The organism is Chitinasiproducens palmae, from assembly GCF_900095735.1.
GTDB classification, from domain to species: Bacteria; Pseudomonadota; Gammaproteobacteria; order Burkholderiales; family Burkholderiaceae; genus Chitinasiproducens; species Chitinasiproducens palmae.
In genome coordinates, this window is sequence record NZ_FNLO01000009.1 from 229,237 (window position 1) to 250,573 (window position 21,337).

The window sequence follows — 21,337 nt, forward strand, 5'->3', positions numbered from 1 at the left end:
TTTCAGCCGGCTTTCGGGCATATGCCGAAAGCCGTGTCGTACCTTCAGGCGCCACGCAACCGGAATACAGTTTGCTTGCCCAAGCGACGAAGGAACCTGGCCTCGCGACGATTTTCGTCATATCGGGCGGCGTGCTGGCTGGCGGAGCGTCGGCAGCCGCCATCGTTCGAGCGGGAGCGGCGATGCGCTGTCACGCACCGGGGCGAGTCGGTCGGCATGCACCCGATGCACTGGATTGTCTTGGGTATGTGCTGCCGGTTCGGCCCCGCCGCGACTGCAACGCGGAGAGCCTGGAAGCTATTACTCGCCAGCGGCGGAATGCGCGCGCTTGCAGCGACGGCATCGTTCCGCCAAGCCGCGTGCCTTTCACGCAGCGCCACACCGCGGCCGTCATCAACCTAGGAGTCGAACATGCAAGACCAAGCAAGTGAGCAGACGCGGGCAAATGCCGCCGGCGCCGGTGAGAACGCCGGTGATAACGCCGGCAAGATCGCCGGCAAGATCGCCGATAAGGACATCGAGCAGTTGGCGATCAATACCATCCGTACCTTGTCCATCGATGCGGTGCAGGCGGCCAACTCCGGGCATCCTGGCACGCCGATGGCGCTCGCGCCGGTCGCTTACACGCTGTGGCAGCGCTTCCTTGACTTCGATCCGAGCGACCCGATCTGGCCCAACCGCGATCGCTTCGTGCTGTCGGTGGGCCACGCTTCGATGCTGCTCTATTCCCTGCTCTATCTGACCGGCGTAAAGGCGGTCAACGGGAAATACGAGCGGCTCGGAGAGCCGGCCGTTTCCCTGGACGACATCAAGAGATTTCGCCAGCTCGACAGCAAATGCCCGGGCCACCCGGAGTACCGTCTGACGTCCGGGGTGGAGACCACGACCGGCCCGCTCGGCCAGGGTGTCGCGAACAGCGTCGGCATGGCGGCGGCGCAGCGCTGGCTGGCGGCCCGCTACAACCGCCCGGACCATCGGATCTTCGACTACAAGGTCTACGCGCTATGCGGCGACGGCGACATGATGGAAGGCATCTCGTCAGAGGCCGCCTCGATCGCCGGCCATCTTCGCCTGTCCAACCTGTGCTGGATCTACGACAGCAACACGATCACCATCGAGGGGCATACCGAACTGGCGTTCGATGAGGATGTCGGTACCCGCTTCGAAGGCTATGGCTGGCGCGTGCTGAAAGTGACCGACGCGAACGACGTCGACGCTCTGACCCGCGCGTTCACCGAATTCCGCACGGCAGCCGACGCCGGCGATGGCGGCGACGCGCGTCCGACCCTGATCATCGTCAACAGCCTGATCGGCTATGGCGCTCCCCACAAGCAGAACACCGCGGCCGCGCACGGCGAAGCGCTGGGCGAAGACGAGGTGCGCCTGGCCAAGCGGGCGTACGGCTGGCCGGAGGATGCGAAGTTCCTGGTGCCGGACGGCGTCCTGCAGCATTTCGCCGACGGCGTCGGCGCGCGCGGCCGCGCCGCGCGCGAGCAATGGCAGTCGGCGTTCGAAGCCTATCGTGCCGCCCATCCAGACCTCGCGAAGGAACTCGACCAGATGCAGCGCCGCGAACTGCCGGAGGGCTGGGACGCCGACATCCCGACCTTCGACGCAGACGCAAAGGGATTGGCGACGCGCGAATCATCGGGCAAGGTACTCAATGCAATCGCGCAGCGGCTGCCCTGGCTGCTGGGCGGAGCCGCCGACCTGGCGCCGTCGACCAAAACCCGCCTCACCTTCGACGGAGCGGGCGACTTCGCTGCGAAAGACAGGTCGGGCCGCAACTTCCACTTTGGCATTCGCGAGCACGCGATGGGCGCGATCGTCAACGGGCTGGCGCTGAGCAAGCTGCGCGCGTACGGCGCCACCTTTCTCGTGTTCAGCGACTACATGCGCACGCCGATCCGACTCGCCGCGGTGATGGAAATCCCATCGATCTTCGTGTTCACCCACGATTCGATCGGTGTCGGCGAGGACGGCCCCACCCACCAGCCGGTCGAGCATCTCGCGTCGCTGCGCGCCATCCCTGGACTGATGGTAATGCGCCCGGGCGATGCGAACGAGGTGGTCGAAGCATGGCGGGTGGCGCTGTCGCAGCCGCACCTGCCGACCTGCCTGGTGCTGTCGCGGCAGCCCATGCCGACCCTCGACCGCAGCCGCTACGGCAGCGCCGAAGGCGTGCGTCGTGGCGCCTATGTGCTGGCCGACTGCGAAGGCGAACCCGATGTCATCCTGATGGCCACCGGCAGCGAGCTTTCGCTGGCGGTCGGCGCCTTCGAGACCCTGAAGTCCGAAGGCGTACGCGCGCGCGTGGTGTCGATGCCGAGCTGGGATCTGTTTGAACGCCAGGACGCCACGTACCGCGAGTCTGTCCTGCCGTCGTCGGTCATCGGCCGGGTCGCAATCGAACAAGCCGCGTCGTTGGGTTGGGATCGCTACACCGGCATCCAGGGCGCGTGCATTGCGATGCATACCTTCGGTTCGTCGGCGCCGTTGAAGGACCTCGCCTCGCACTTCGGCTTCACCGCGGAGAAGGTGGCCGATGCCGCACGCGAGCAGGCGGCACGCACGCGCGCCGCGCGCGGCGGATAATAGGTGCCATCCACCGGGCGGGGCGGCGACGCCCCGCCCTTTCTCTCTATTCAAATACGGCGCGTGCGCAAGGCACGCTCGGGAGTCATCACATGCAGATCGGAATCGTCGGCCTTGGCCGGATGGGCGGCAACATCGCGCGTCGCCTGATGCGCGACGGACACGAATGCGTGGTCTATGACCGGTCCGCCGAGACGGTGCAAGGCCTGGCCGGCGAAGGCGCGGTCCCGGCCGAGTCGCTCGACGGCCTGGTCACAGCGCTGCAGGGCCCGCGCACGGTCTGGATCATGCTGCCGGCCGGCGCAATCACCGAACAGACGATCGCGGATGTCGCTGCGCGCCTGGCCCCTGGCGATACCATCATCGATGGCGGCAACACCTACTACAAGGACGACATCCGGCGTGCCGCCGCCTTGCGTGAAAAACAGATCGACTATATCGACGTCGGCACCTCCGGCGGCGTCTGGGGTCTGGAACGCGGCTACTGCATGATGATCGGCGGGCCGGCCGAGGTGGTCGACCGGCTCGACCCGATCTTCCGCTCGCTGGCGCCGGGCGCGGGCGACATTCCGCGCACGCCGAAACGCGAGTCGCTGGACGCGCGCGCCGAACAGGGCTACATCCACGCGGGTCCGGCCGGCTCCGGCCACTTCGTGAAGATGGTGCACAACGGTATCGAATACGGCTTGATGCAGGCCTATGCCGAGGGTTTCGAAATTCTCGAGCGCAAGTCTTCCACGGAACTGCCGGAGAATGAACGCTTCGACCTGAATGTCGCCGACATCGCCGAGGTCTGGCGCCGCGGCAGCGTCGTCTCGTCGTGGCTGCTGGACTTGAGTGCCGCGGCACTCGCCGACAACGGCACGCTGAGCGAGTACTCCGGCAGGGTCGCCGACAGCGGCGAGGGACGCTGGACGGTGGAGGCCGCCATCGAACAGGCGGTGGCGGCGCCGGTACTGTCGAGCGCGCTGTACGCCCGCTTCCGCTCGCGTCAGGACAACACCTTTGGCGAGCGGCTGTTGTCGGCAATGCGCTTCGCATTCGGCGGTCATATCGAAATTCCCGGCCATAGCCAGCCGCCGAAAGCCGAGTGAGCCTCGCTGCAATGCCTCAGTCGCCTCAGTCACCTCAGTCACCTCGATCGCCTCGGTCACAACAGTCGCGCCAGCCGCTTGCGTCGCCGCGGGCCGGTCAAGCTGACGGGGCAGCGCCCGGCGCGCGGTCCGCGACACCGCCCGCCCGGCGCTTTGCGGATGCCCGCATCGCCGCGGTGATCTCGGACATCGACGGCACGCTGCTCACCCCGGACAAACAGGTGACGGCGCGAGCCGTGGCTGCCGTGCAGGCGCTACGCGACGCCGGCATCGTCTTCACGCTCGCCAGCAGCCGACCGCCGGTCGGGCTTGCCGGTCTGGTCAAGCAGTTGCATCTGGATGCGCCTCTGGCCGCGTTCAATGGCGGTACCCTGGTCGCGCCGGATCTGCGAACGGTGTTGCACGCCCGGCACATCGCGCCGGAATTGGCAAAGCAGGCGCTGCGCGCGTTGGACGCGCACGGCCACCACGCCTGGGTCTTCGCGCGCGGCGAGTGGCGGGTAACCGATCCCAGCGGACCTTACATCGATCTCGAAAGCCGGACGATCGGCACCGGACCGACCGTCGTTGCGCGCTTCGACGATCTCGACGCAGTCGACAAGATCGTTGGCGTCAGTCGCGACTTCGAGGCGCTGGCGCGCTCCGAAGCCAGCCTTCGGACACGCTTCGGATCGACGCTGAACGTTGCGCGGTCGCAGAAATACTACCTCGACCTGACCGACCCCGCGGCCAACAAGGGGGAGGCGGTACATGGGCTGGCGCGGCAGTTGAACCTGCCCTGCTCCCGTATCGCGGTGCTGGGCGACATGGCCAACGACGTGCCGATGTTCGAGGCCGCCGGTCTTTCGGTCGCCATGGGTCAAGCGGCGCCGGACGTGCAGGCCGCCGCGGACGACGTCACTGCCGCCAACGATGACGATGGCTTCGCGAAGGCCATCGAACGCTGGCTGGGCATCGATAAAACTGCCTAGGCACGAAGACCGCCCTTTACAGGCGGATTTTGTACAAAGATAATGCCCCGCGTCCCGACCACGCCTGCCTGACCGGTTCGGCCCAGTTCGGCCCAGGCCGCGCCAGCCAGCGATGTGGGGATGCGTCTGGAAGCCCCCGCTTCCGGACACCATTCGGGCGTCGTCAGTACGACGCTCACGATTGCTCACGCCCATGCGCGGCGCTGCCTCGATAGACAAGGGCACGACGATGGCATGCCGTTACGGTTTGCACAGAGTCGGAACCTTGTCCGTCGCCTTCGATCCGCCGTCGGCCGTCCCGGCGTCCAACACGCGTTCCGCCACAGGCGCCAGTCTGCGCACCCGCTTCTTCGTCCTGTTCACGCTGATTCTGCTGCTGGTCGGCGCGCTCACGTGGCTGGCTTACCGCAGTGCGGTGGATCGACTGATCGGCGGCCTGGGTATCGAGTACGCACAACGACAGGCCGCCTACGAGCGCGAACGCATCCGCGCCCCGATGCTGCGCGAGATCGCGCTGGCGCAGCAACTTGCCGACTCGCCCGCCGTGCTGGCGTGGGCGAGCGACGAAAGCGACCCGGCCAAGCGAGCCGCCGGGCTGGCCGAGCTCGACAGCGCCCGCCGCGCGTTCCGTGATGGCAGTTTCTTCCTGATCAACGACGGATCGCTCGACTATTACTTCAACGACCGCGACGGCCACTTCACCGGCCAGGAGCGGCGCTACCGCCTGGACGCCCGCAACGCCGCCGACGCCTGGTATTTCCGCATGCGGGAAAGCAGCGCGCCGTTCCAGATCAACGTCAACCATGACGAGGCCCTGCGGGTCACCAAGGTCTGGATCAACGTGCCGCTGCGCCAGGGCGGCCAGTGGCGCGGCCTGGTCGGGACCGGCGTCGACCTGACCGAATTCATCAACCGCTTCGTCGATTCCGGCGACGCCTCGGTCGGCAATCTGATCATCAACGCCAGCGGCGCGGTCCAGGCCGCCCGCGACCAGAGCCGGATTGCGTTCGGCAGCGCGGCCGGGGCCGCCAGCCGCGCCAGCGACACGATCTTTGCCGCGATGCGCGACGACGCAAGCCGCAGCCGGCTGCGCGAGGCGCTGCGCCGCGCGACCGCGCAGCCCGACGAGGTGCGCACGCTGACGGTGGCAACGCAGGATGGCCCGCGGCTGCTTGGCATTGCCTATCTGCCCGAGATGCAGTGGTTCGTGATCAGCGCGGTGCGCGTCGAGGCAATTGCCGGCAATGCGCGCTTCGTGCCGATTCTCGCGATCTTCGCGGCCGCGCTGCTGCTCGGCCTGTCGCTGGTGGCGTGGCTGCTGGAGACACGCGTGCTGCGGCGGGTTGCGCGGCTGGCCGGCGCGACGCGCGCGTTCGCGAGCGGCCAGGAACACGAAGCCCTGCGCGACATCAACGACGACGCGGGCCGGACCGATGACGAACTCGGCCGGCTGGCCGGCGATTTTGCCGCGATGGCGCGCACCGTCGGCGACACGCTGGCGAACCTGGAATCGCGTGTGGCGCAGCGCACGGCCGCGCTGGCCGATGCCAACCAGGCGCTGGCGGCGGAACGCGACGCGATGCGCGCCTCGCTGCGTTATGCCCGCGCGTTGCAGCACGGCGTGCTGCCCTCGCCGGCGGCACTGCGCCGTACGCTCGGCGACTGGATGTTGCATTGGCAGCCACTCGACGAAGTCGGTGGCGACTTCTTCTTCGTGGTCGAAAGCGCCGGCTGTCGCTACGTCGGCATCGCGGACTGCACCGGCCACGGCGTGCCGGGCGCGCTGACCAGCCTGGTCGCCTACGAGGTAGTGCGGCGCGAGCTGCGCGCGGCGGGTCGCGACGTGCCGCTGGCGGACACGGTCGCCCGCATCGACTCGGCGTTGCGCGACGTGCTCAACCCGGCGGACGCGCCGGACGACGCGCCGGATCACGGGGTGGCCATCGCGGTCTGCCGTCTCGGCACGGTCGCGCCGGTCGCGGACGGGGACGCCGGCCAGGCGGAATTCTGTGGCTACGGCATCGACTGCCACGTGCTGCGTCCGGACGGCGGTCTGGACATCGTCGATGGCGCGCGCGGTGGTCTCGGCTACCGACGCCGCCGTCCGACGCCGCCCGCGGTGCATGCTTTCGACGTCGCGACCGACGACCGGCTCTACCTGTGCAGCGACGGCATCCTGGACCAGCCGGGCGGCGAGCGCGGCTTCGGCTTTGGACGGACGCGTTTCGCCGCGTGGCTGCAGTCGCAAGCGCATCGCCCGTTCGCGGTCCAGCCCGACGCGCTGACCGAGGCCCTTGCCGCCTACGCCGCGCAGCGCGGCGCCCGGCAGCGCGACGATCAGGTTGTGCTGGGCTTTTTTGCCCTCCCCCGTGGCGTGGCGCACGCCGCCGCTTCCGAAGGCCCTTCACCAATGGATCGACCATGAGCCTCGACCTCTGGACGCTGTCTCAAACGCTGGCACACGAGAAGGTGCTGCTGTGCTTCGACGGGCCGCTGTCGCAGGCCGTGATCGAGCAGATCGGCGAAGCGATCCGGCGCCACCTGAAGCGCGAGCGCATGGACGACGGGCGCTTGTATGACGTGTTCTCGATCTACATCGAGCAGACGCAAAACATCCGGAACTACCTGCGGACGTGGATTGCCCGCGATGGCGCCGCGGCACCGGACAGCGCCGACCACGCGACGGTGGCCCTGGCGCGCACCGACGATGGTGGCTATGTGGTGACGGCGGGCAATCCGGTTGCGCAGGCGGACCTGGAAGGCCTTACGGCGCGCATCGACGCCCTCGCGTCGCTGGATGCCGCCGCGCTGCGCAAGCGCTATCGCGAGCAACTGCGTGCCGCGCGCGGCGAGACCGGCACCAACGCGGGGCTGGGTCTGCTCGACATGGCGCGCAAGTCGAGCCAGCCGCTGCGCTACGAGGTGCGACACGGCACCACGCACGCGTCGCTGCCGGAGCGCACGGCCTACTTCCAACTCATCGCAACCGTCTAGGCGCAGGCATGCCGACCACACTCTCGTTCAGCGACACGGCCTTGCCCGCACTCGAGTTGGCAGCCCAGCAGGCGACCCCGAGCGTCAAGCTCGACCCGACCGCCGGTCGCGTCACGCTGCGCGGCGAAAGCTATCCCGAGAACAGCCCCGAATTCTACCGGCCGATCATCGACTGGGTGCGTCACTACCTGGCGCGACAGACGAGCCCCCTGCATATCGAATTGGAACTGAGCTACGTCAACACGGGCAGCATCAAGTGTCTGATGGACCTGTTCGACGAATGCGAAGCGGCCCACCAGCGCGGCCAAGCGGTTTCCGTGGCGTGGCGGCACCACGCCGACAATCCGCGGGTACGCGAGGCCGCCGAGGAGTTCCGCGACGAACTGAGCCTGCCCTTCGAGATCTCCGCCGATGCCGACTGATCCTACCCTGGACGCCGACGCGCTGCCGGATTCGCCGGCCGTTCACTCGCTTCATGTCGACGGCCCGGCCGAGGGCCCGTCCGACAGCCTGCCGGACGCGCACGCGGTGCTGCCGCTCGACGGCCGCGAGGCGCAGCTGCAGGCCCGCCTGGCAAGCGCCCGTGCCGAGCATGCCGGTCACCCGTTGCTTGCCGAACTCGAATGGCTGGCGGCCCAGCATCTCGGGCTGGTGCGGCGCATCGACAAGATTGCGCGGATCAGCGATCGCCTGCAGGCTGAGGTGCTGGGCACGAACAAGCTGCTGCACGCTCGTGCGTCGCTCGACGCGCTGACCGGCCTCGGCAATCGCTCGGCGCTGATGCTGCAACTGCAGCAATGCCGCGATCGGCTGCGCGGACCGGGCGGGCGTGGTCGCCATTACGGCCTGTTGATGATCGACCTCGATCGTTTCAAGACGATCAACGATCGCCTTGGACATGCGGCCGGGGATCAGGCGCTGTTGCTGGTGGCCGGCACCTTGCGTGCCCATACGCGGGCCAGCGACGTCTGCGTTCGATGGGGCGGCGACGAATTCGTGGTGCTCATCGGCGACTGCAACGCGGTCGGTGTCGAAGCGGTCGCGGCGAAGCTGGTGCGCGGTTTCAGCGAGCTGCGCCTGACGATCGGCGACGAGACCTATCCGCTTGCGGCGAGCATCGGCTGCCATCTCGGATCGCTTGCGGAAACCACCGAACAGTCGCTCGAACGGGCCGATGCCGCGCTTTATCGCGCCAAATACGCGGGCCGAGGCTGCTACGTGTTCTTCCATGACAGCCGCTCACCGGCCGAGGACGCAGGCCAGGCGCCGCCGATACCGACCATCGATGCCGTGCTCAGCGCACCGGTGGCCGTGCTGCCGCGGAAGCGAACCCGACGCCCTGCCCCGCTGGTTGCCGACTCCGCCGCCCCACAGGCGAGCGTCGCCGCGACGCCGGATAGTCGGCGCGCGCGGGGCCGTCGTACGCCGCGCAGCTGAGCGGACGCGGCAGCAGACACGAATCACGGACGGGCCGCGCCGGTCCACATCCGCCGCCGGCAGCATTCGATGATGCCGGGTGAGATGCGCCGACGGCTGCTGACAGCAGCCGATACGCGGCCGGACTGGCGGCCCGCCGCGAAGTTTCCTACACTCTGAACATCGGTCACTTGCCGACCGTACCGGGGTCTCCCGCCTTGCGCCTCTCGCCGCACGCCTGAGGCGGTGCAGGGCGGCGGTTCCCTGACAGCGGCGGCGATCTCCGGCGGTATCCTCCGAGGTGGTCGGCACCATCGCCTGTCGATGATGCGGCTACCCGCTCGCCGAACGCGCAGGACACCGGGATCACGACCCCGGCGAATGCGCACCCCGGCGTATCAACCGCTTCCAGCGACCGTCCCACGCCAGTCCGTGCCGCTGCCGGCCGCGCCAGTCCGCGCGACCGTGCCCGCGAGCCAGGATGCGGCGTCGTCTGTTACTGCGGAGTGAAATCATGCGTCAACCTCGACAACTCGCGCTTTTGATGTTGCTGCGTCGCAGCCGGGCCGAACCCGGCGACCGCGACGCATTCGGTGCCGCACTCGATCGACAGATCGCCGCGCTCGAACGGCTCGGCGAACGGTTGCGACGACAGCAAGCGGAGGCCGATGCGACACCGGCACGCAAGCGCACGCTGAACTGAGCGGGCGGCCGCGCCTGCGACGGCCCGCGCCGCGGCAAGCGCGCGGGCCGTGGCTCAAGCGCGCATCGTCAACGCCCGCCACAGCATCATCGGCGCGTCGCGCCGGCCGAGGGTCGGACGGCGGCGGAACACGTCATAGTCGTTCGCCTCGATCTTTTCGAGGATCCGCAGGCCGCCTTGCACGACCAGGCGCAGCTCGAAGCCGAAACGTCCGCCCAGGCGCCGCGCCAATGGCGCGCCCGCCAACATCATCGTGCGCGCCCGCGCGATCTCCGCGCCGAGCAGGCCGCGCAGCCGCGCGTCGACCTCGCCCGCTGCCAGTTGCGCCTCGGTCACGCCGTGCGCGTGCATCGCATCGGCCGGCAGATACACGCGTCCCTTGGCCCAGTCCACCGCGACATCCTGCCAGAAGTTGATCAACTGTAGCGCGGTGCAGATCGCGTCCGAATCCGCGATGTTGCGCGGTGTGGCGGCGTCGAACAGCGCGAGCATCAACCGGCCGACCGGGTCGGCGGAGCGCCGCGTGTAGTCGCGCAGCGCCGCGAAATCCGCGTAGCGCTTCACGTCGACATCCTGATCGAACGCTGACAGCAGATCGTAGAACGGTTGCAAGGGCAGGCGATGCGCGCGCACCACCGGTCCCAGCCGGGCGAACAGCGGGGCCAGCGCGCCCAGCGTCCCTGTTACCGCCGCGCTTGCCTCGCAGCCGTCCCGGATGGCGTCCAGACCGTCGCGGTAACACTGCAGTGCGGCGTGCCGCGCCTCGGGCGTTGCCTCGCCTTCGTCGGCGGCATCGTCCGCGCCGCGCGCGAAGCGGTAGAGCGTGACGACCGCCGGTCGCAGCGGCGCGGGCAGCAGCACGCTGGCGACAGGAAAGTTCTCGTAGTGATCGACACTCATCGCTCAATTCCTGGTAATCAGACGGCTCACGGACGAACCGTCGAGGGCCGCGCCGCGCATTCTACCCGCGTCGGCAGCGGGCCCGTCGAATCGGGCCGCTCCGGTATAATTGCCGCGGATCGTCCGGCACTGGCGCCGGCAGTCAATCTGGCGCAGCGCGTCCGCGCCGCGTCATCAAGCACGCAGGTGCGCACGTCATCAAGCACGCAGGTGCGCGTCGCGCCGACGGCCGCGCACGTTTGGGAGACCGCCTTTGGCGCTTGAGCAAAATCTGGAAGAGCGGGCGGCAGCCGCCGGCGGTCGCGCACTGGCCGGCGTTGCGCTCGACCCGTTGCCATCGGCCGCGCCGTTCGGCGCCACGGCGAGCGAAGACGCTTCGAACGCGGCGGCCGCAGCCGACGGCGAGCACCGTGCGCCGGCCGCCAGCGGCACTGCGGCGCGTGGCAGTTCCTTCTATGCGGCGATGCGGATCCTGCCGCGCGCGCAGCGCGATGCGATGTACGACGTGTACGCGTTTTGCCGCGCGGTCGACGACATTGCGGACGACCTTGCGCTCGACCGCGCCGAAAAGCTTCGCCAACTGGACGCGTGGCGCGCCGCCATCGATCGTCTCGATCCCGCGGCCATGCCCGCGGGCCATGCCCGGCTGGCGCACACCGCACGGCAATACGATCTGGACCGCGCCGACTTCATCGCGGTCATCGATGGCATGACGATGGACGCGTTGGCCGACATCCAGGCGCCGGACGAGGCGACGCTCGACCTGTATTGCGATCGCGTCGCCAGCGCGGTGGGCCGGTTGTCGACCCCGATCTTCGGCATGCCGCGTGATGCCGGCATCGCCCTCGCCCATCACCTGGGCCGCGCGCTGCAACTGACCAACATCTTGCGCGATGTCGACGAAGACGCCGGGCTTGGCCGTCTCTACCTGCCGCGCGAACTGCTGCTGGCCGCCGGCATCGTCGGCCACGAACCGGCCGCGGTCGTGCGCGACCCAGCACTCGCGCAGGTCTGCGATACGCTGGTCGAGCGGGCGCGCCAGCACTATGAGCGCGCGGTCGCGATCATGGCCGGGTGCGACGCCGCCAGCGTGCGTGCGCCGCGCATCATGGCCGCGGTCTACCGCCGGGTGCTGGAAGAAACCGCCCGACGCGGCTTCCTGCCGCCGCGCACCCGCGTCAAGGTTGGACGAACGCGGCTGATCGCGATCGCGCTGATGCACCTGCTGTTCCGATGACCGCGACGGTGCATGTGATCGGTGCCGGGCTGGCCGGCCTGGCGGCCGCATTGACCGTCAGCGCGCGCGGCACGGCGGTCGTCGTCCACGAGGTTGCGCCGCAGGCAGGCGGTCGTTGCCGCTCGTACGTCGATCCCACCTTCGGCCGCGTCATCGACAATGGCAACCACCTGGTCCTGGCCGGCAACCGCGAGGTGGCCGCCTATCTGCGCGAGACCGGCGGCGAGCGCGCAGTGCGCATCGCCGAACGAGCTGGCTTCGACTTCATCGACCTGCGCGACCAACTGCGCTGGCGTCTCGACCTCGGCAGATCGCGAATACCCGGCTGGCTGTTCGATCGCAACCGCCGCGTGGCCGGCACCCGGCTGCTGGACTATCTCGACTGCCTGCCGCTGATGCGCCAGCATGCGCCGGACGCGACCGTCGCGGCGGTGCTGAAGACCGATACCGTGCTGTATCGGCGACTGCTGCAGCCGCTGCTGCTGGCGGCCTTGAACACGGAGCCCGAGCCGGCGTCGGCACGTCTGGCTGCCTCGATCGTGCGTGAAACCTTGGGTGCGGGCGGCGACGCCTGCCGGCCGATCTTCGCGCCCGACGGTCTGTCGGCCGCCTTCGTCGAACCCGCGCTCGCCACGTTGGCGCGGCGCGGCGCATCGATCCGCTTCGGTCACCGGCTGAAGGCGCTCGTGCCCGCGCCGGACGGCGCCCGGGTCGCCGGACTGGTCTTCGACGACGGCGTGATGACGGTCGGCGCCGGCGATGCGGTCGTGCTCGCCGTGCCGGCCCACGCGGCGGCGGCACTGCTGCCCGGTCTGGTCTGCCCGACCCGCACGCGCGCCATCGTCAACGTCCACTACGACGTGTCCGCGCCGGCCGACGCGCCGCCCATCGTCGGGGTGGTGGGCGGCCTGGTCGAGTGGGTGTTCGCCTATCCGGACCGCGTCTCGATCACGATCAGCGGCGCCGATCGTCTGCTCGACGCGCCGCGCGAGCGCCTGGCAGAGCAGTGCTGGCGCGACGTGGTCCGCGCGCTTGCCCTGCCGCCTGATCAGCCGCTGCCGCGTTGGCAGGTCGTGCGGGAGAAGCGCGCCACCTTCGCGGCGCTGCCCGCCGAGGACGCGCTTCGGCCCGGTGCCCAGTCGACCTATCAAAATCTGCTGTTGGCGGGCGACTGGACCGCCACCGGCCTGCCGGCCACGATCGAGGGCGCGTTACGCTCCGGCAGGCTGGCGGGCAGCCTCGCCTGCGCGGGCGCGCCGTCGGGCCGCACGGACAACACCGTCCGCACGGCCCGCGATGATGGCCTCGCCCGCTCTCCGTCTGCTTCGCCCGTCCCACTCGACCCTGCCGCATGAACGATGCTCCTTCGTCCACGCTGCTCGACTCGTCGACGCAGCCGACATCCACGCCATCCGCCACGTCATCACCCCCGGCATTCCGCACGTCATTCCGCACGTCATTGCGCACGTCATTCACGCCACTGGACCACGCGGAATGGCTGCCAGCCGAGCGTACGCCGTCGCTGCCCAGCGAACCGACCACGCTGTTCGACGATGCGATCGGTCGCGCCGTCGCCGCCTTGCGCACTGCCCAGCGTGATGACGGCCACTGGGTCTTTGAACTGGAAGCCGATGCGACGATTCCGGCCGAGTATGTCCTCCTGACCCACCACCTCGGCGAGACGCCCGATCTGGCGCGCGAGGCGTCGATTGCCGCCTATCTGCGCCGAACGCAGGCCGAGCATGGCGGATGGCCGCTGGTGCATGGCGGGCCGCTCGACGTGAGCGCGAGCGTCAAGGCTTACTTCGCGCTGAAGATGATCGGCGATGATCCCGATCTGCCGCACATGCAGCGCGCTCGGCAAGCAATCCTGCAGGCCGGCGGCCTGGCGGCTTGCAATGTCTTCACCCGGATCCTGCTCGCGCAATATCGCGTGCTGGCGTGGCGCGCCGTGCCGGTGATGCCAGTCGAGGTGATGCTGCTGCCGCGCTGGTTCCCCTTCCATCTGTCGAAAGTGTCGTATTGGGCGCGCACGGTCATCACGCCGCTGCTGGTGTTGCAGACGCTGCGAACCCATGCCCGCAACCCTCGCGGCGTGCGCCTGGACGAACTGTTCACCGAATCGCCCACGCTGACGGGTCTGCTGCCGCGCGCGCCGCATCAGTCGCGCGGCTGGTATGCGTTCTTCAAGGGCGTCGACGCCTGCCTGCGCGCGGTAACGCCGTGTCTGCCGGGCGCGCAGCGCCGCCGCGCGATCGACGCGGCCGTCGCATTCACGCGTGAGCGCCTCAACGGCGAGGACGGTCTGGGTGCGATCTATCCGGCGATGGCCAACGCCGTGATGATGTTCGACGCGCTGGGCGTGCCCGCGGACGACCCGGCGCGCGCGCAAGCGCGCGATGCGCTGGACCGCCTGATCATCGAGCGGGCCGGCGAAAGCTATGTGCAGCCCTGCGTATCGCCGGTCTGGGACACCGCGCTCTGCGCCCACGCGCTGCTCGAAACCGGCGAGCCCGGGGCGATTGACGCGGCGCGCCGCGGACTGGACTGGCTGGTGCCGCGCCAGGTACTCGATGTGGTCGGCGACTGGCAAGTGCGTCGCCCGGGCGTACGCCCGGGCGGGTGGGCCTTCCAGTACGCGAATCCACATTATCCCGACGTCGACGACACCGCCGTGGTCGCGCTCGCGATGGACCGTCTCGACCGCGTCCGCTACGACTATGCGGTCGAACGTGCCAGCGAGTGGGTAATCGGCATGCAAAGCAGCGATGGTGGCTGGGGCGCGTTCGAGCCAGAGAATACGCAGCTGTATCTGAACAACATTCCGTTTTCGGATCACGGCGCGATGCTCGATCCGCCGACCGTCGACGTGTCGGCACGCTGCCTGTCGATGCTGTGCCAGGTGCATGGCCATCGGCCGGCGACCCCGCGTCAGGCGGCATCGCGCGAGCGAGCGCTGCAATACGTGCTGAAGGAACAGGAAGACGACGGTAGCTGGTACGGCCGCTGGGGCTTCAACTATGTGTACGGCACATGGTCGGCGCTGTCCGGTCTGAATGCCGCCGGCCTGGAGCCCGCGCATTCGGCCATGCGCCGCGGCGCCGCATGGCTGGTAGCGGTACAGAATGCCGACGGCGGCTGGGGCGAGGACGATCGCAGCTATCGCATCGACTACGACGGCTTCATCGCCGCGCCCAGCACGGCGTCGCAGACCGCCTGGGCGGTGCTCGGCCTGATCGCAGCCGGCGAGTTGATGCATCCGGCCACGCACCGCGGCATTGCCTGGTTGCTGCATCATCAGCAGGCCGACGGCTTGTGGCACGAAGAAGCGTTCACCGGCACCGGTTTCCCGCGGGTCTTCTATCTGCGCTATCACGGCTACGCGAAGTTCTTCCCGCTTTGGGCGCTGGCGCGCTATCGGCACCTGCGGCGTCTTGGCGTGAATCGTGTCGCGCACGGCATCTGAACCCTGTGCCGACCCGTTGCACGGCGAGCGGCCAACGCGCCGGCCGGTGCGGCTGGTGGTGGTCACCGGCCTGGCCTTCGAAGCGCGGCTGGCGCGCGCGGCGGCGCGAGGACTCGACGGCGTGCAAGTGATCGCCGGTCTCGGCGCGGCTGCGGCCGCTGCCGCGCTGGACGACGCGCTGCGCGACGGCCTGCAACGTGCGCCGCAGTCATGGCCGATTCACGCCGCCACGGTCCACGCCCCCTGCGTGCTCAGTTTCGGCACCGCCGGCGCGCTCGACCCCGGACTGCGCGTCGGCGACTGGATCGTGGCCGACGCCTTGCGCGAGGCGAGCGGCGGCGTGCTGCCAGCCCCGGACCGCGCGCTGCGAGCAATGCTGGCCACGGCCCTGCCCGATGCGCATCGCGGTAGCGTGATCGCCAGCCGCACCGCCGTCGCGACCCGGACCGCCAAGGCGGCCCTTGCGCAGGCCAGCGGCGCGCTCGCGGTCGACATGGAAAGCGACGCGATCGCCAGCATGGCAGCGCAACACGGCCTGCGTTTCGGCCTCTGTCGGGTCGTGATCGACGAGGCGCGCCGCTCGCTGCCCCCGGCCGCCCTGGCTGGCATGCGCAGTGATGGCAGTGCATCGGTCTGGCCCGTCATCGCCGCCCTGCTGAGGCGGCCACACGATCTGCCCGGCTTGCTGGCGCTCGCGCGCAATGCGGCGCACGCGCGTCGCGCGCTGCGGGCACGTGCTCGAACGGTATTCGCCGCCTGTCTTGCCGCCACCGAACGCAACGACACACACGCGCCACCGGCTTGACGCCCCGCATGATGCGGCTGGCCGGCAGCGCTTGCGCCGCGCCGATCGCGCACGCGGCTTGTCGCGGCGTCGGGGCCACGGCGCTCGCACCGCGTGGATGTGCGCCCGTTCAGGTTGATGCCGATGCGGTGCCGCGGGTTTTTTCCGTGCGACTCGGGTAGTCTGTAGCATGTCGCGCGGCCAGCGCGCGCGGCACATCCCGCAACGGCGCGAGGGCGAGATTACGCCCGGACGCCCCGCCCGCACGCCATGTCCGCAGCCATCGAGTTCCAGCAGGTCAGTAAATCGTTTCGTGACGAAACCGTCGTCGATCAACTAAGTTTCAACGTCGAGCGCGGCGAGTGCTACGGGCTGCTCGGCCCGAACGGTGCCGGCAAAACCACTTCCATTCGCATGCTGCTGGGCCTCGTGGGCGCGGACAGCGGCACCATCACGCTGGCCGGCGAATCCGTGCCGGGCAACGCGCGGCGCGCACGCGCCAAGGTCGGCGTCGTGCCGCAGTTCGACAACCTCGACCCCGACTTCACGGTCAGCGAAAACCTGGTCGTGTTCGCGCGCTACTTCGGCATCGCCGCGCGCGCGGCGCGCGAACGCGTGCCCGAGCTGCTCGCCTTCGCACGCCTGGAGAATCGCGCCGATGCACGCGTGTCGCAACTCTCCGGCGGCATGCGCCGGCGGCTCACCGTGGCCCGCGCCTTGGTCAACCGCCCCGAGGTTCTGATCCTGGACGAGCCGACCACCGGCCTGGATCCGCAGGCGCGGCACTTGATCTGGGAGCGCCTGCGCGCATTGCAGGACAGCGGCATGACCCTGCTGCTCACCACGCACTTCATGGACGAAGCCGAGCGCCTCTGCAACCGGCTGTGCATCGTCGACGGCGGCCGCAAGATCGCCGAAGGTTCGCCGGACGCCTTGATCGAAGCGCAGATCGGCGCCGAGGTGGTGGAAATCTACGGACAGGCCGACACGGCGGCGCTGGCCGATGCGCTGCGCCCGCTTGCGCTGCGCGTCGACATCAGCGGCGAGACCGTGTTCTGTTATGTTGCCGATCCGGCACCGGTGGTGGCGCGACTGCGCCAGGAAAGCGGCGTGCGCTACGTGCAGCGCCGCGCGAACCTGGAGGACGTGTTCCTGCGCCTGACCGGCCGCGAGATGCGGGAGTGACGCAGCAATGCGGCGGAAATGAGTCGACCATGAATCCGCGAAACCGATTCGATCACCGCGCGACCGGAGCCAGCATGACCCGGCCCACCCGCACCGCGCGCCATGCCCACTGCGCGAAGCGCGCAGCCGGCCAGCGCGCGTCGCGCTGCCACGCGCCAGGTCTGCGGCGCTTCTCCACACATTCACAGCAATGACCACGTCCGTATCCGCGATCCTGCCTTCCAGCGCCGTCACCTGGGTGCACGTCTGGCGCCGCAACTTCCTGGTCTGGCGCAAGCTGGCGCTGCCCTCGATGCTCGGCAATCTTGCCGATCCGATGATCTATCTGTTCGGTCTCGGTTTCGGTCTGGGCATGATGGTGGGCCAGGTCGACGGCGTGCCCTACATCGCTTTCCTGGCCGCCGGCACGGTGGCGTCGAGCGTGATGATGTCGGCGAGCTTCGAGTCGCTGTATTCCGCGTTTTCACGCATGCATGAACAACGAACCTGGGATGCGTTGATGCACACGCCGCTCACGCTCGGCGACGTGCTGTTCGGCGAGGTCTGCTGGGCGGCCAGCAAGGCGACGCTGAGCGGAGTGGCGATCATGATCGTCGCCTCGGCACTGGGCCTCACGCAGGTCGACGGCATGCTCATCGCGGTGCCGGCCGTGGTGCTGGCCGGCTTTGCGTTCGCCTGCATCGCGATCGTGGTCACCGCGCTGGCGCCGGGCTACGACTTCTTCATGTTCTACCAGACACTGCTGCTGACACCGATGATGCTGCTGTCGGGCGTCTTCTTCCCGCGCGGACAATTGCCGCAGATCGTCCAGACGGTGTCCGCCTGTCTGCCGCTGCACCACGCGATCTCGCTGATTCGGCCCGCATTGCTGGGGCGTCCGGTCGAAGACGGCTTGCTGCACGTCGCGGTGCTGCTCGGCTACGCGGTGGTCGGGCTGTCTGCCGCCGCGCTGCTGTTGCGCCGCCGTCTGCTCGGCTGAGGTGCTCGGCTGAGGTGCTCGGCTGAGGTGCTCGGCTGAGGTGCTCGGCTGAGGTGCTCGGCTCAGGTGCTCGGCTCAGGTGCTCGGCTCAGGTGCTCGGCTCAGGTGCTCGGCTCAGGTGCTCGTGGCCGCGCGCGTCAGCGCAGGCGCCGCCACAACGTCGCGCGACTGATGCCGAGCTGGCGGCAGGTCGCGGCCCGGTCGCCACCGGTCTCCACCAGCGTCTGCTCGATCAGTTGCCGTTCGAGCGCACGCGCGCCCACCTTCAGCGGTGCCGCGTTCGTCAGCAGGGTGTCCAGGGACCGGCCGCGCGGCGCAGCGCGCCTGCACTCCGGTGCAATGGCGAAAAAAAGATCGGTGTCCAGCCGCCAGTCGGGCGACGCGTCGGCATCCGTCACCCACAAGCAGGCGATGCGTTCGACCACGCTGGCCAGTTCGCGGACGTTGCCTGGCCAGTCGTGCGCCAGCAGGTCGGCATCGACCGCCTGCAGGACCAGACGACAGCGCGCCGCATCCCGCGCGACGCCCTGGCCAACGCGTTCGACCGCCTCGCTCAGCAGTTGCGCCGCCAGATCGAGCACGTCCGCGCCACGCGCACTGAGCGGCGGCAACGCGATGCGCAGCACATTGAGCCGATAGAACAGGTCGGCGCGGAACTCGCCCGCCGCGGCCGCCGCGGCAAGATCGCGGTGGGTGGCGGCAATCACGCGCAGGTCGACGCGTACCGCGCGCGTGCCGCCCACGCGTGTCACTTCGCGCTCCTGCAACACGCGCAGCAAGCGCGTCTGGAGCGCCAGCGGCATTTCGCCGATTTCATCGAGGAACAGGGTACCGCGATGCGCGGCTTCGATCAGCCCCGCGCGGCCGCCCCGCCGCGCCCCGGTGAAGGCGCCCTCCTCATAGCCGAACAGCTCGCTTTCCAGCAACGATTCGCTGAGCGCACCGCAGTTCACCGCGACGAACGGGCCGCGCGCCCGCGCGCTTTCGCGATGCATCCCTTGCGCGAGGACTTCCTTGCCGGTTCCGGTCGCGCCGGTCAGCAATACCGTGCCGTCGGTGCGCGCGTAGCGGCTTGCCAGCGCCCGCGCATGCGTCAAGGCCGGCGCGTCGCCGCGCAGGTCCGCGAGTTGATGCCGCGCGGCATGCAGCGAGGTCGGCCGGCGCGCGCGCAGCGAATTCTCGCCGCGTGCGAGGTCGTCGGCCGCCTGCACGGTGAGGACCGCGCCGGCGCCATCCACCGCTTCGAAGCGGCCCCGCCTGACCCAGTAATCGCGTCCGCCGATCGACTGGATCGTCTCGTCCTGCGGCTCCCGCAACGCGGCGGACAGATCCGGCGCGACCTTCTCGAGTTCGCGCCCATGCAGCACCGATGCGCTCTGCCCGAGTATCGTGCAGGCGGCCGGATTCGCGCTGAGCACCCGTCCCCGCGCGTCGAGCGCGACAACGCCGTCGCGCAACTGGCTCAGCACCGCGTCAAGGGTGCGCCGTTTGGCGGCCTCCTGGGCGGCCGCGTCGGCCAGTGAGAGCGCGGTGTCGAACGCAGCGCGCACACGCGTGTGCGAATACAGAAAGACGCTGGTCATGCCGATACGCTCGGCGATCTCGCTGACCAGACCCGGACCGACCACGGCCTCGACGCCGTCCGCCTGCAACGCCCGCAGGCGCGTCTCCGCGTCGGCCGCGCCGCGATAACTGAAATGCGGAACGTCGAGCGCGAAGTTGGCCGCGAAGCGTTCGAGCGCGGCAAAGGTCTCGCCGTGACTCATTAGCGCGACGCGCGCGCCCGCGCGCCGGGCCGACGCAAGCGCATCGAGCACGTCGAAGCCGTCGACGCCCACCAGCACCACCGGGGCCGCGAGGCGATCGCGCAAGTATTCGCCGTTCGAGCCGGCCGCGATGACGACGTCTGTGCCAGGGGCGTCCGGCGCACGTTCAAGCAGGCCGCGCCGCACCGTTTCGACGGCGGCCTCATAGCCCTGCGCCACCAGCCGCACGTCGGCCCGGCTCGCATAGTCGGCGACGATTTCACCGTACACGCCCGCGAGTTTGCTGAAGCCGACCGCCCAGATGCGCGGCAGCGACATGGGCGCCTCACGCGTTGCGGCGGAACGCATCGGCGCGGCCCGGCTCATCGGCCTGCCACCGCGTCCGGCCGGCGACGTGGGCCGCAGTGGTCGACGAACCGCATCCCGGGCACCGTGTACGTGGCGACAATGCCGATCGCAGGTGGGGAGGCGTCAGCGCCACCGTGCGCGTCCGTGCTCGCGTCGGTCACCTTCGTGGGCCCTTCCAGGCGCGCATCCGAACGTTCATCTGCACGCTCATTCACGCGAGCCCTCATGCGAGCACTCACGTAACCATCCATGCGCGTGTGCCCGCACGCGGGCCCGCAGGTCCGCCCGGCCCTCATCCGGGCAGGCGCTGGGCGACGGCCAGCCGGAACACCCGGCGCCAGCAACGCGCCTCGCGCGCTGAGCGCACCGGAAGTTGCCAATGGGGCCGAGCCGCGTCGCGCACTTCGAGATCGACACAATGCCCGCCGTCCGACTGGCGGCTGGCATTCGCATCGACCAGATCCGCGAACAGATAGTGCGCGCTGGCTCCCGCGCAGCGCAGTTGCACGGTATGCGTGGCGGCGTTGAGCCGCGCTTCGCCCCAGTCGCCGTTCAGTTGATAGATGCCGCGGCCGGCGCCACCCGGCAGCCGCCGCGCGCGCAGCACATACCAGGGTATCGCCGCGATCACGGCCAGTCCTAGCGAAACCAGCACCGCCGCGACGAGGCCGCCGAGCGTCGCGGCGAGCGCGTGATAAGCCCACACCGCGCCAACGATGAGCGCGATGAGAATGACCAGGGCGAGCACGATCAACAGCATGGCAGAACGAAAATGGAGCGCCGGGCATGCATGATACCGCCTCGGCGTCGGGCGGTGCCCATCGCGGGCACGGCTTGCCCGCGGCGGCAGGCGACATCCGCAACCATATTCGGCGGCCAAATTGTGCGGCGACGGTCTG

Annotated in this window: 17 protein-coding genes; 14 read left to right on the forward strand and 3 right to left on the reverse strand. The window is 69.4% G+C overall.

Going from position 1 to position 21,337, the window contains the following annotated elements:
- The first annotated feature begins 411 nt into the window (after positions 1–411).
- The 8 genes from tkt (at position 412) to BLU54_RS23400 (ending at position 9,773) form a co-directional block, all read left to right on the forward strand.
- Positions 412–2,595: a transketolase gene (gene tkt, locus BLU54_RS15760; RefSeq protein WP_091910463.1), complete on the forward strand. Its 2,184-nt coding sequence runs from the start codon at positions 412–414 to the stop codon at positions 2,593–2,595.
- Between the two features lie 92 nt (positions 2,596–2,687).
- A complete protein-coding gene (gene gnd / locus BLU54_RS15765; RefSeq protein WP_091910465.1) occupies positions 2,688–3,689 on the forward strand; it encodes a phosphogluconate dehydrogenase (NAD(+)-dependent, decarboxylating) in 1,002 nt (333 codons plus the stop codon).
- 176 nt (positions 3,690–3,865) lie between these two features.
- The gene (locus BLU54_RS15770; protein WP_235837985.1) at positions 3,866–4,660 is read left to right on the forward strand and encodes a Cof-type HAD-IIB family hydrolase; all 795 of its coding nucleotides are present in this window, start codon (positions 3,866–3,868) and stop codon (positions 4,658–4,660) included.
- A 265-nt stretch (positions 4,661–4,925) separates the two neighbouring features.
- Positions 4,926–7,085, forward strand: coding sequence for a SpoIIE family protein phosphatase (locus BLU54_RS15775; protein WP_170845177.1), 2,160 nt, complete (start codon positions 4,926–4,928; stop codon positions 7,083–7,085).
- Positions 7,082–7,654 carry a SiaB family protein kinase gene (locus tag BLU54_RS15780; protein WP_211435363.1) on the forward strand — a complete coding sequence of 191 codons (573 nt, stop codon included), beginning with the start codon at positions 7,082–7,084 and terminating at the stop codon, positions 7,652–7,654. Before BLU54_RS15775 ends, BLU54_RS15780 begins: the two co-directional genes overlap by 4 nt.
- Positions 7,655–7,662: 8 nt before the next feature.
- On the forward strand, positions 7,663–8,076 hold the full coding sequence (locus BLU54_RS15785; RefSeq protein ID WP_091910470.1) for a SiaC family regulatory phosphoprotein: 414 nt from the start codon (positions 7,663–7,665) through the stop codon (positions 8,074–8,076).
- On the forward strand, positions 8,066–9,091 hold the full coding sequence (locus tag BLU54_RS15790) for a GGDEF domain-containing protein (RefSeq protein WP_091910472.1): 1,026 nt from the start codon (positions 8,066–8,068) through the stop codon (positions 9,089–9,091). The genes BLU54_RS15785 and BLU54_RS15790 overlap by 11 nt, the downstream gene beginning before the upstream one ends.
- 493 nt (positions 9,092–9,584) lie before the next feature.
- The gene (locus BLU54_RS23400) at positions 9,585–9,773 is read left to right on the forward strand and encodes a hypothetical protein (protein ID WP_139169721.1); all 189 of its coding nucleotides are present in this window, start codon (positions 9,585–9,587) and stop codon (positions 9,771–9,773) included.
- 54 nt (positions 9,774–9,827) lie between these two features.
- Here the strand turns inward: BLU54_RS23400 and hpnC are convergent, their stop codons facing one another.
- Entirely contained in the window at positions 9,828–10,673 is an 846-nt protein-coding gene (hpnC, locus tag BLU54_RS15795) for a squalene synthase HpnC (RefSeq protein ID WP_091910474.1), read from the reverse strand.
- A gap of 253 nt (positions 10,674–10,926) precedes the next feature.
- Here hpnC and hpnD point away from each other — a divergent pair, with 253 nt between their 5' ends.
- The 6 genes from hpnD to BLU54_RS15825 all read left to right on the forward strand — a co-directional run bounded on the left by hpnD (position 10,927) and on the right by BLU54_RS15825 (position 18,324).
- A complete protein-coding gene (gene hpnD / locus BLU54_RS15800; RefSeq protein ID WP_235837986.1) occupies positions 10,927–11,910 on the forward strand; it encodes a presqualene diphosphate synthase HpnD in 984 nt (327 codons plus the stop codon).
- A complete protein-coding gene (gene hpnE / locus BLU54_RS15805) occupies positions 11,907–13,265 on the forward strand; it encodes a hydroxysqualene dehydroxylase HpnE (protein WP_091910476.1) in 1,359 nt (452 codons plus the stop codon). The genes hpnD and hpnE overlap by 4 nt, the downstream gene beginning before the upstream one ends.
- Complete coding sequence (shc, locus tag BLU54_RS15810) at positions 13,262–15,376, forward strand: squalene--hopene cyclase (RefSeq protein WP_091910479.1); 2,115 nt, start codon at positions 13,262–13,264, stop codon at positions 15,374–15,376. Before hpnE ends, shc begins: the two co-directional genes overlap by 4 nt.
- Positions 15,357–16,181, forward strand: a complete 825-nt coding sequence (locus BLU54_RS15815) for a phosphorylase family protein (RefSeq protein WP_170845178.1) — start codon at positions 15,357–15,359, stop codon at positions 16,179–16,181. Before shc ends, BLU54_RS15815 begins: the two co-directional genes overlap by 20 nt.
- Positions 16,182–16,430: 249 nt before the next feature.
- On the forward strand, positions 16,431–17,345 hold the full coding sequence (gene nodI, locus BLU54_RS15820) for a nodulation factor ABC transporter ATP-binding protein NodI (RefSeq protein ID WP_091910484.1): 915 nt from the start codon (positions 16,431–16,433) through the stop codon (positions 17,343–17,345).
- A gap of 190 nt (positions 17,346–17,535) precedes the next feature.
- Positions 17,536–18,324: an ABC transporter permease gene (locus BLU54_RS15825; RefSeq protein ID WP_091910487.1), complete on the forward strand. Its 789-nt coding sequence runs from the start codon at positions 17,536–17,538 to the stop codon at positions 18,322–18,324.
- A 137-nt stretch (positions 18,325–18,461) separates the two neighbouring features.
- Here the strand turns inward: BLU54_RS15825 and prpR are convergent, their stop codons facing one another.
- A complete protein-coding gene (gene prpR, locus BLU54_RS15830; protein WP_091910573.1) occupies positions 18,462–20,408 on the reverse strand; it encodes a propionate catabolism operon regulatory protein PrpR in 1,947 nt (648 codons plus the stop codon).
- A gap of 322 nt (positions 20,409–20,730) precedes the next feature.
- Positions 20,731–21,198, reverse strand: coding sequence for a hypothetical protein (locus BLU54_RS15835; RefSeq protein ID WP_091910489.1), 468 nt, complete (start codon positions 21,196–21,198; stop codon positions 20,731–20,733).
- Positions 21,199–21,337 lie beyond the last annotated feature (139 nt).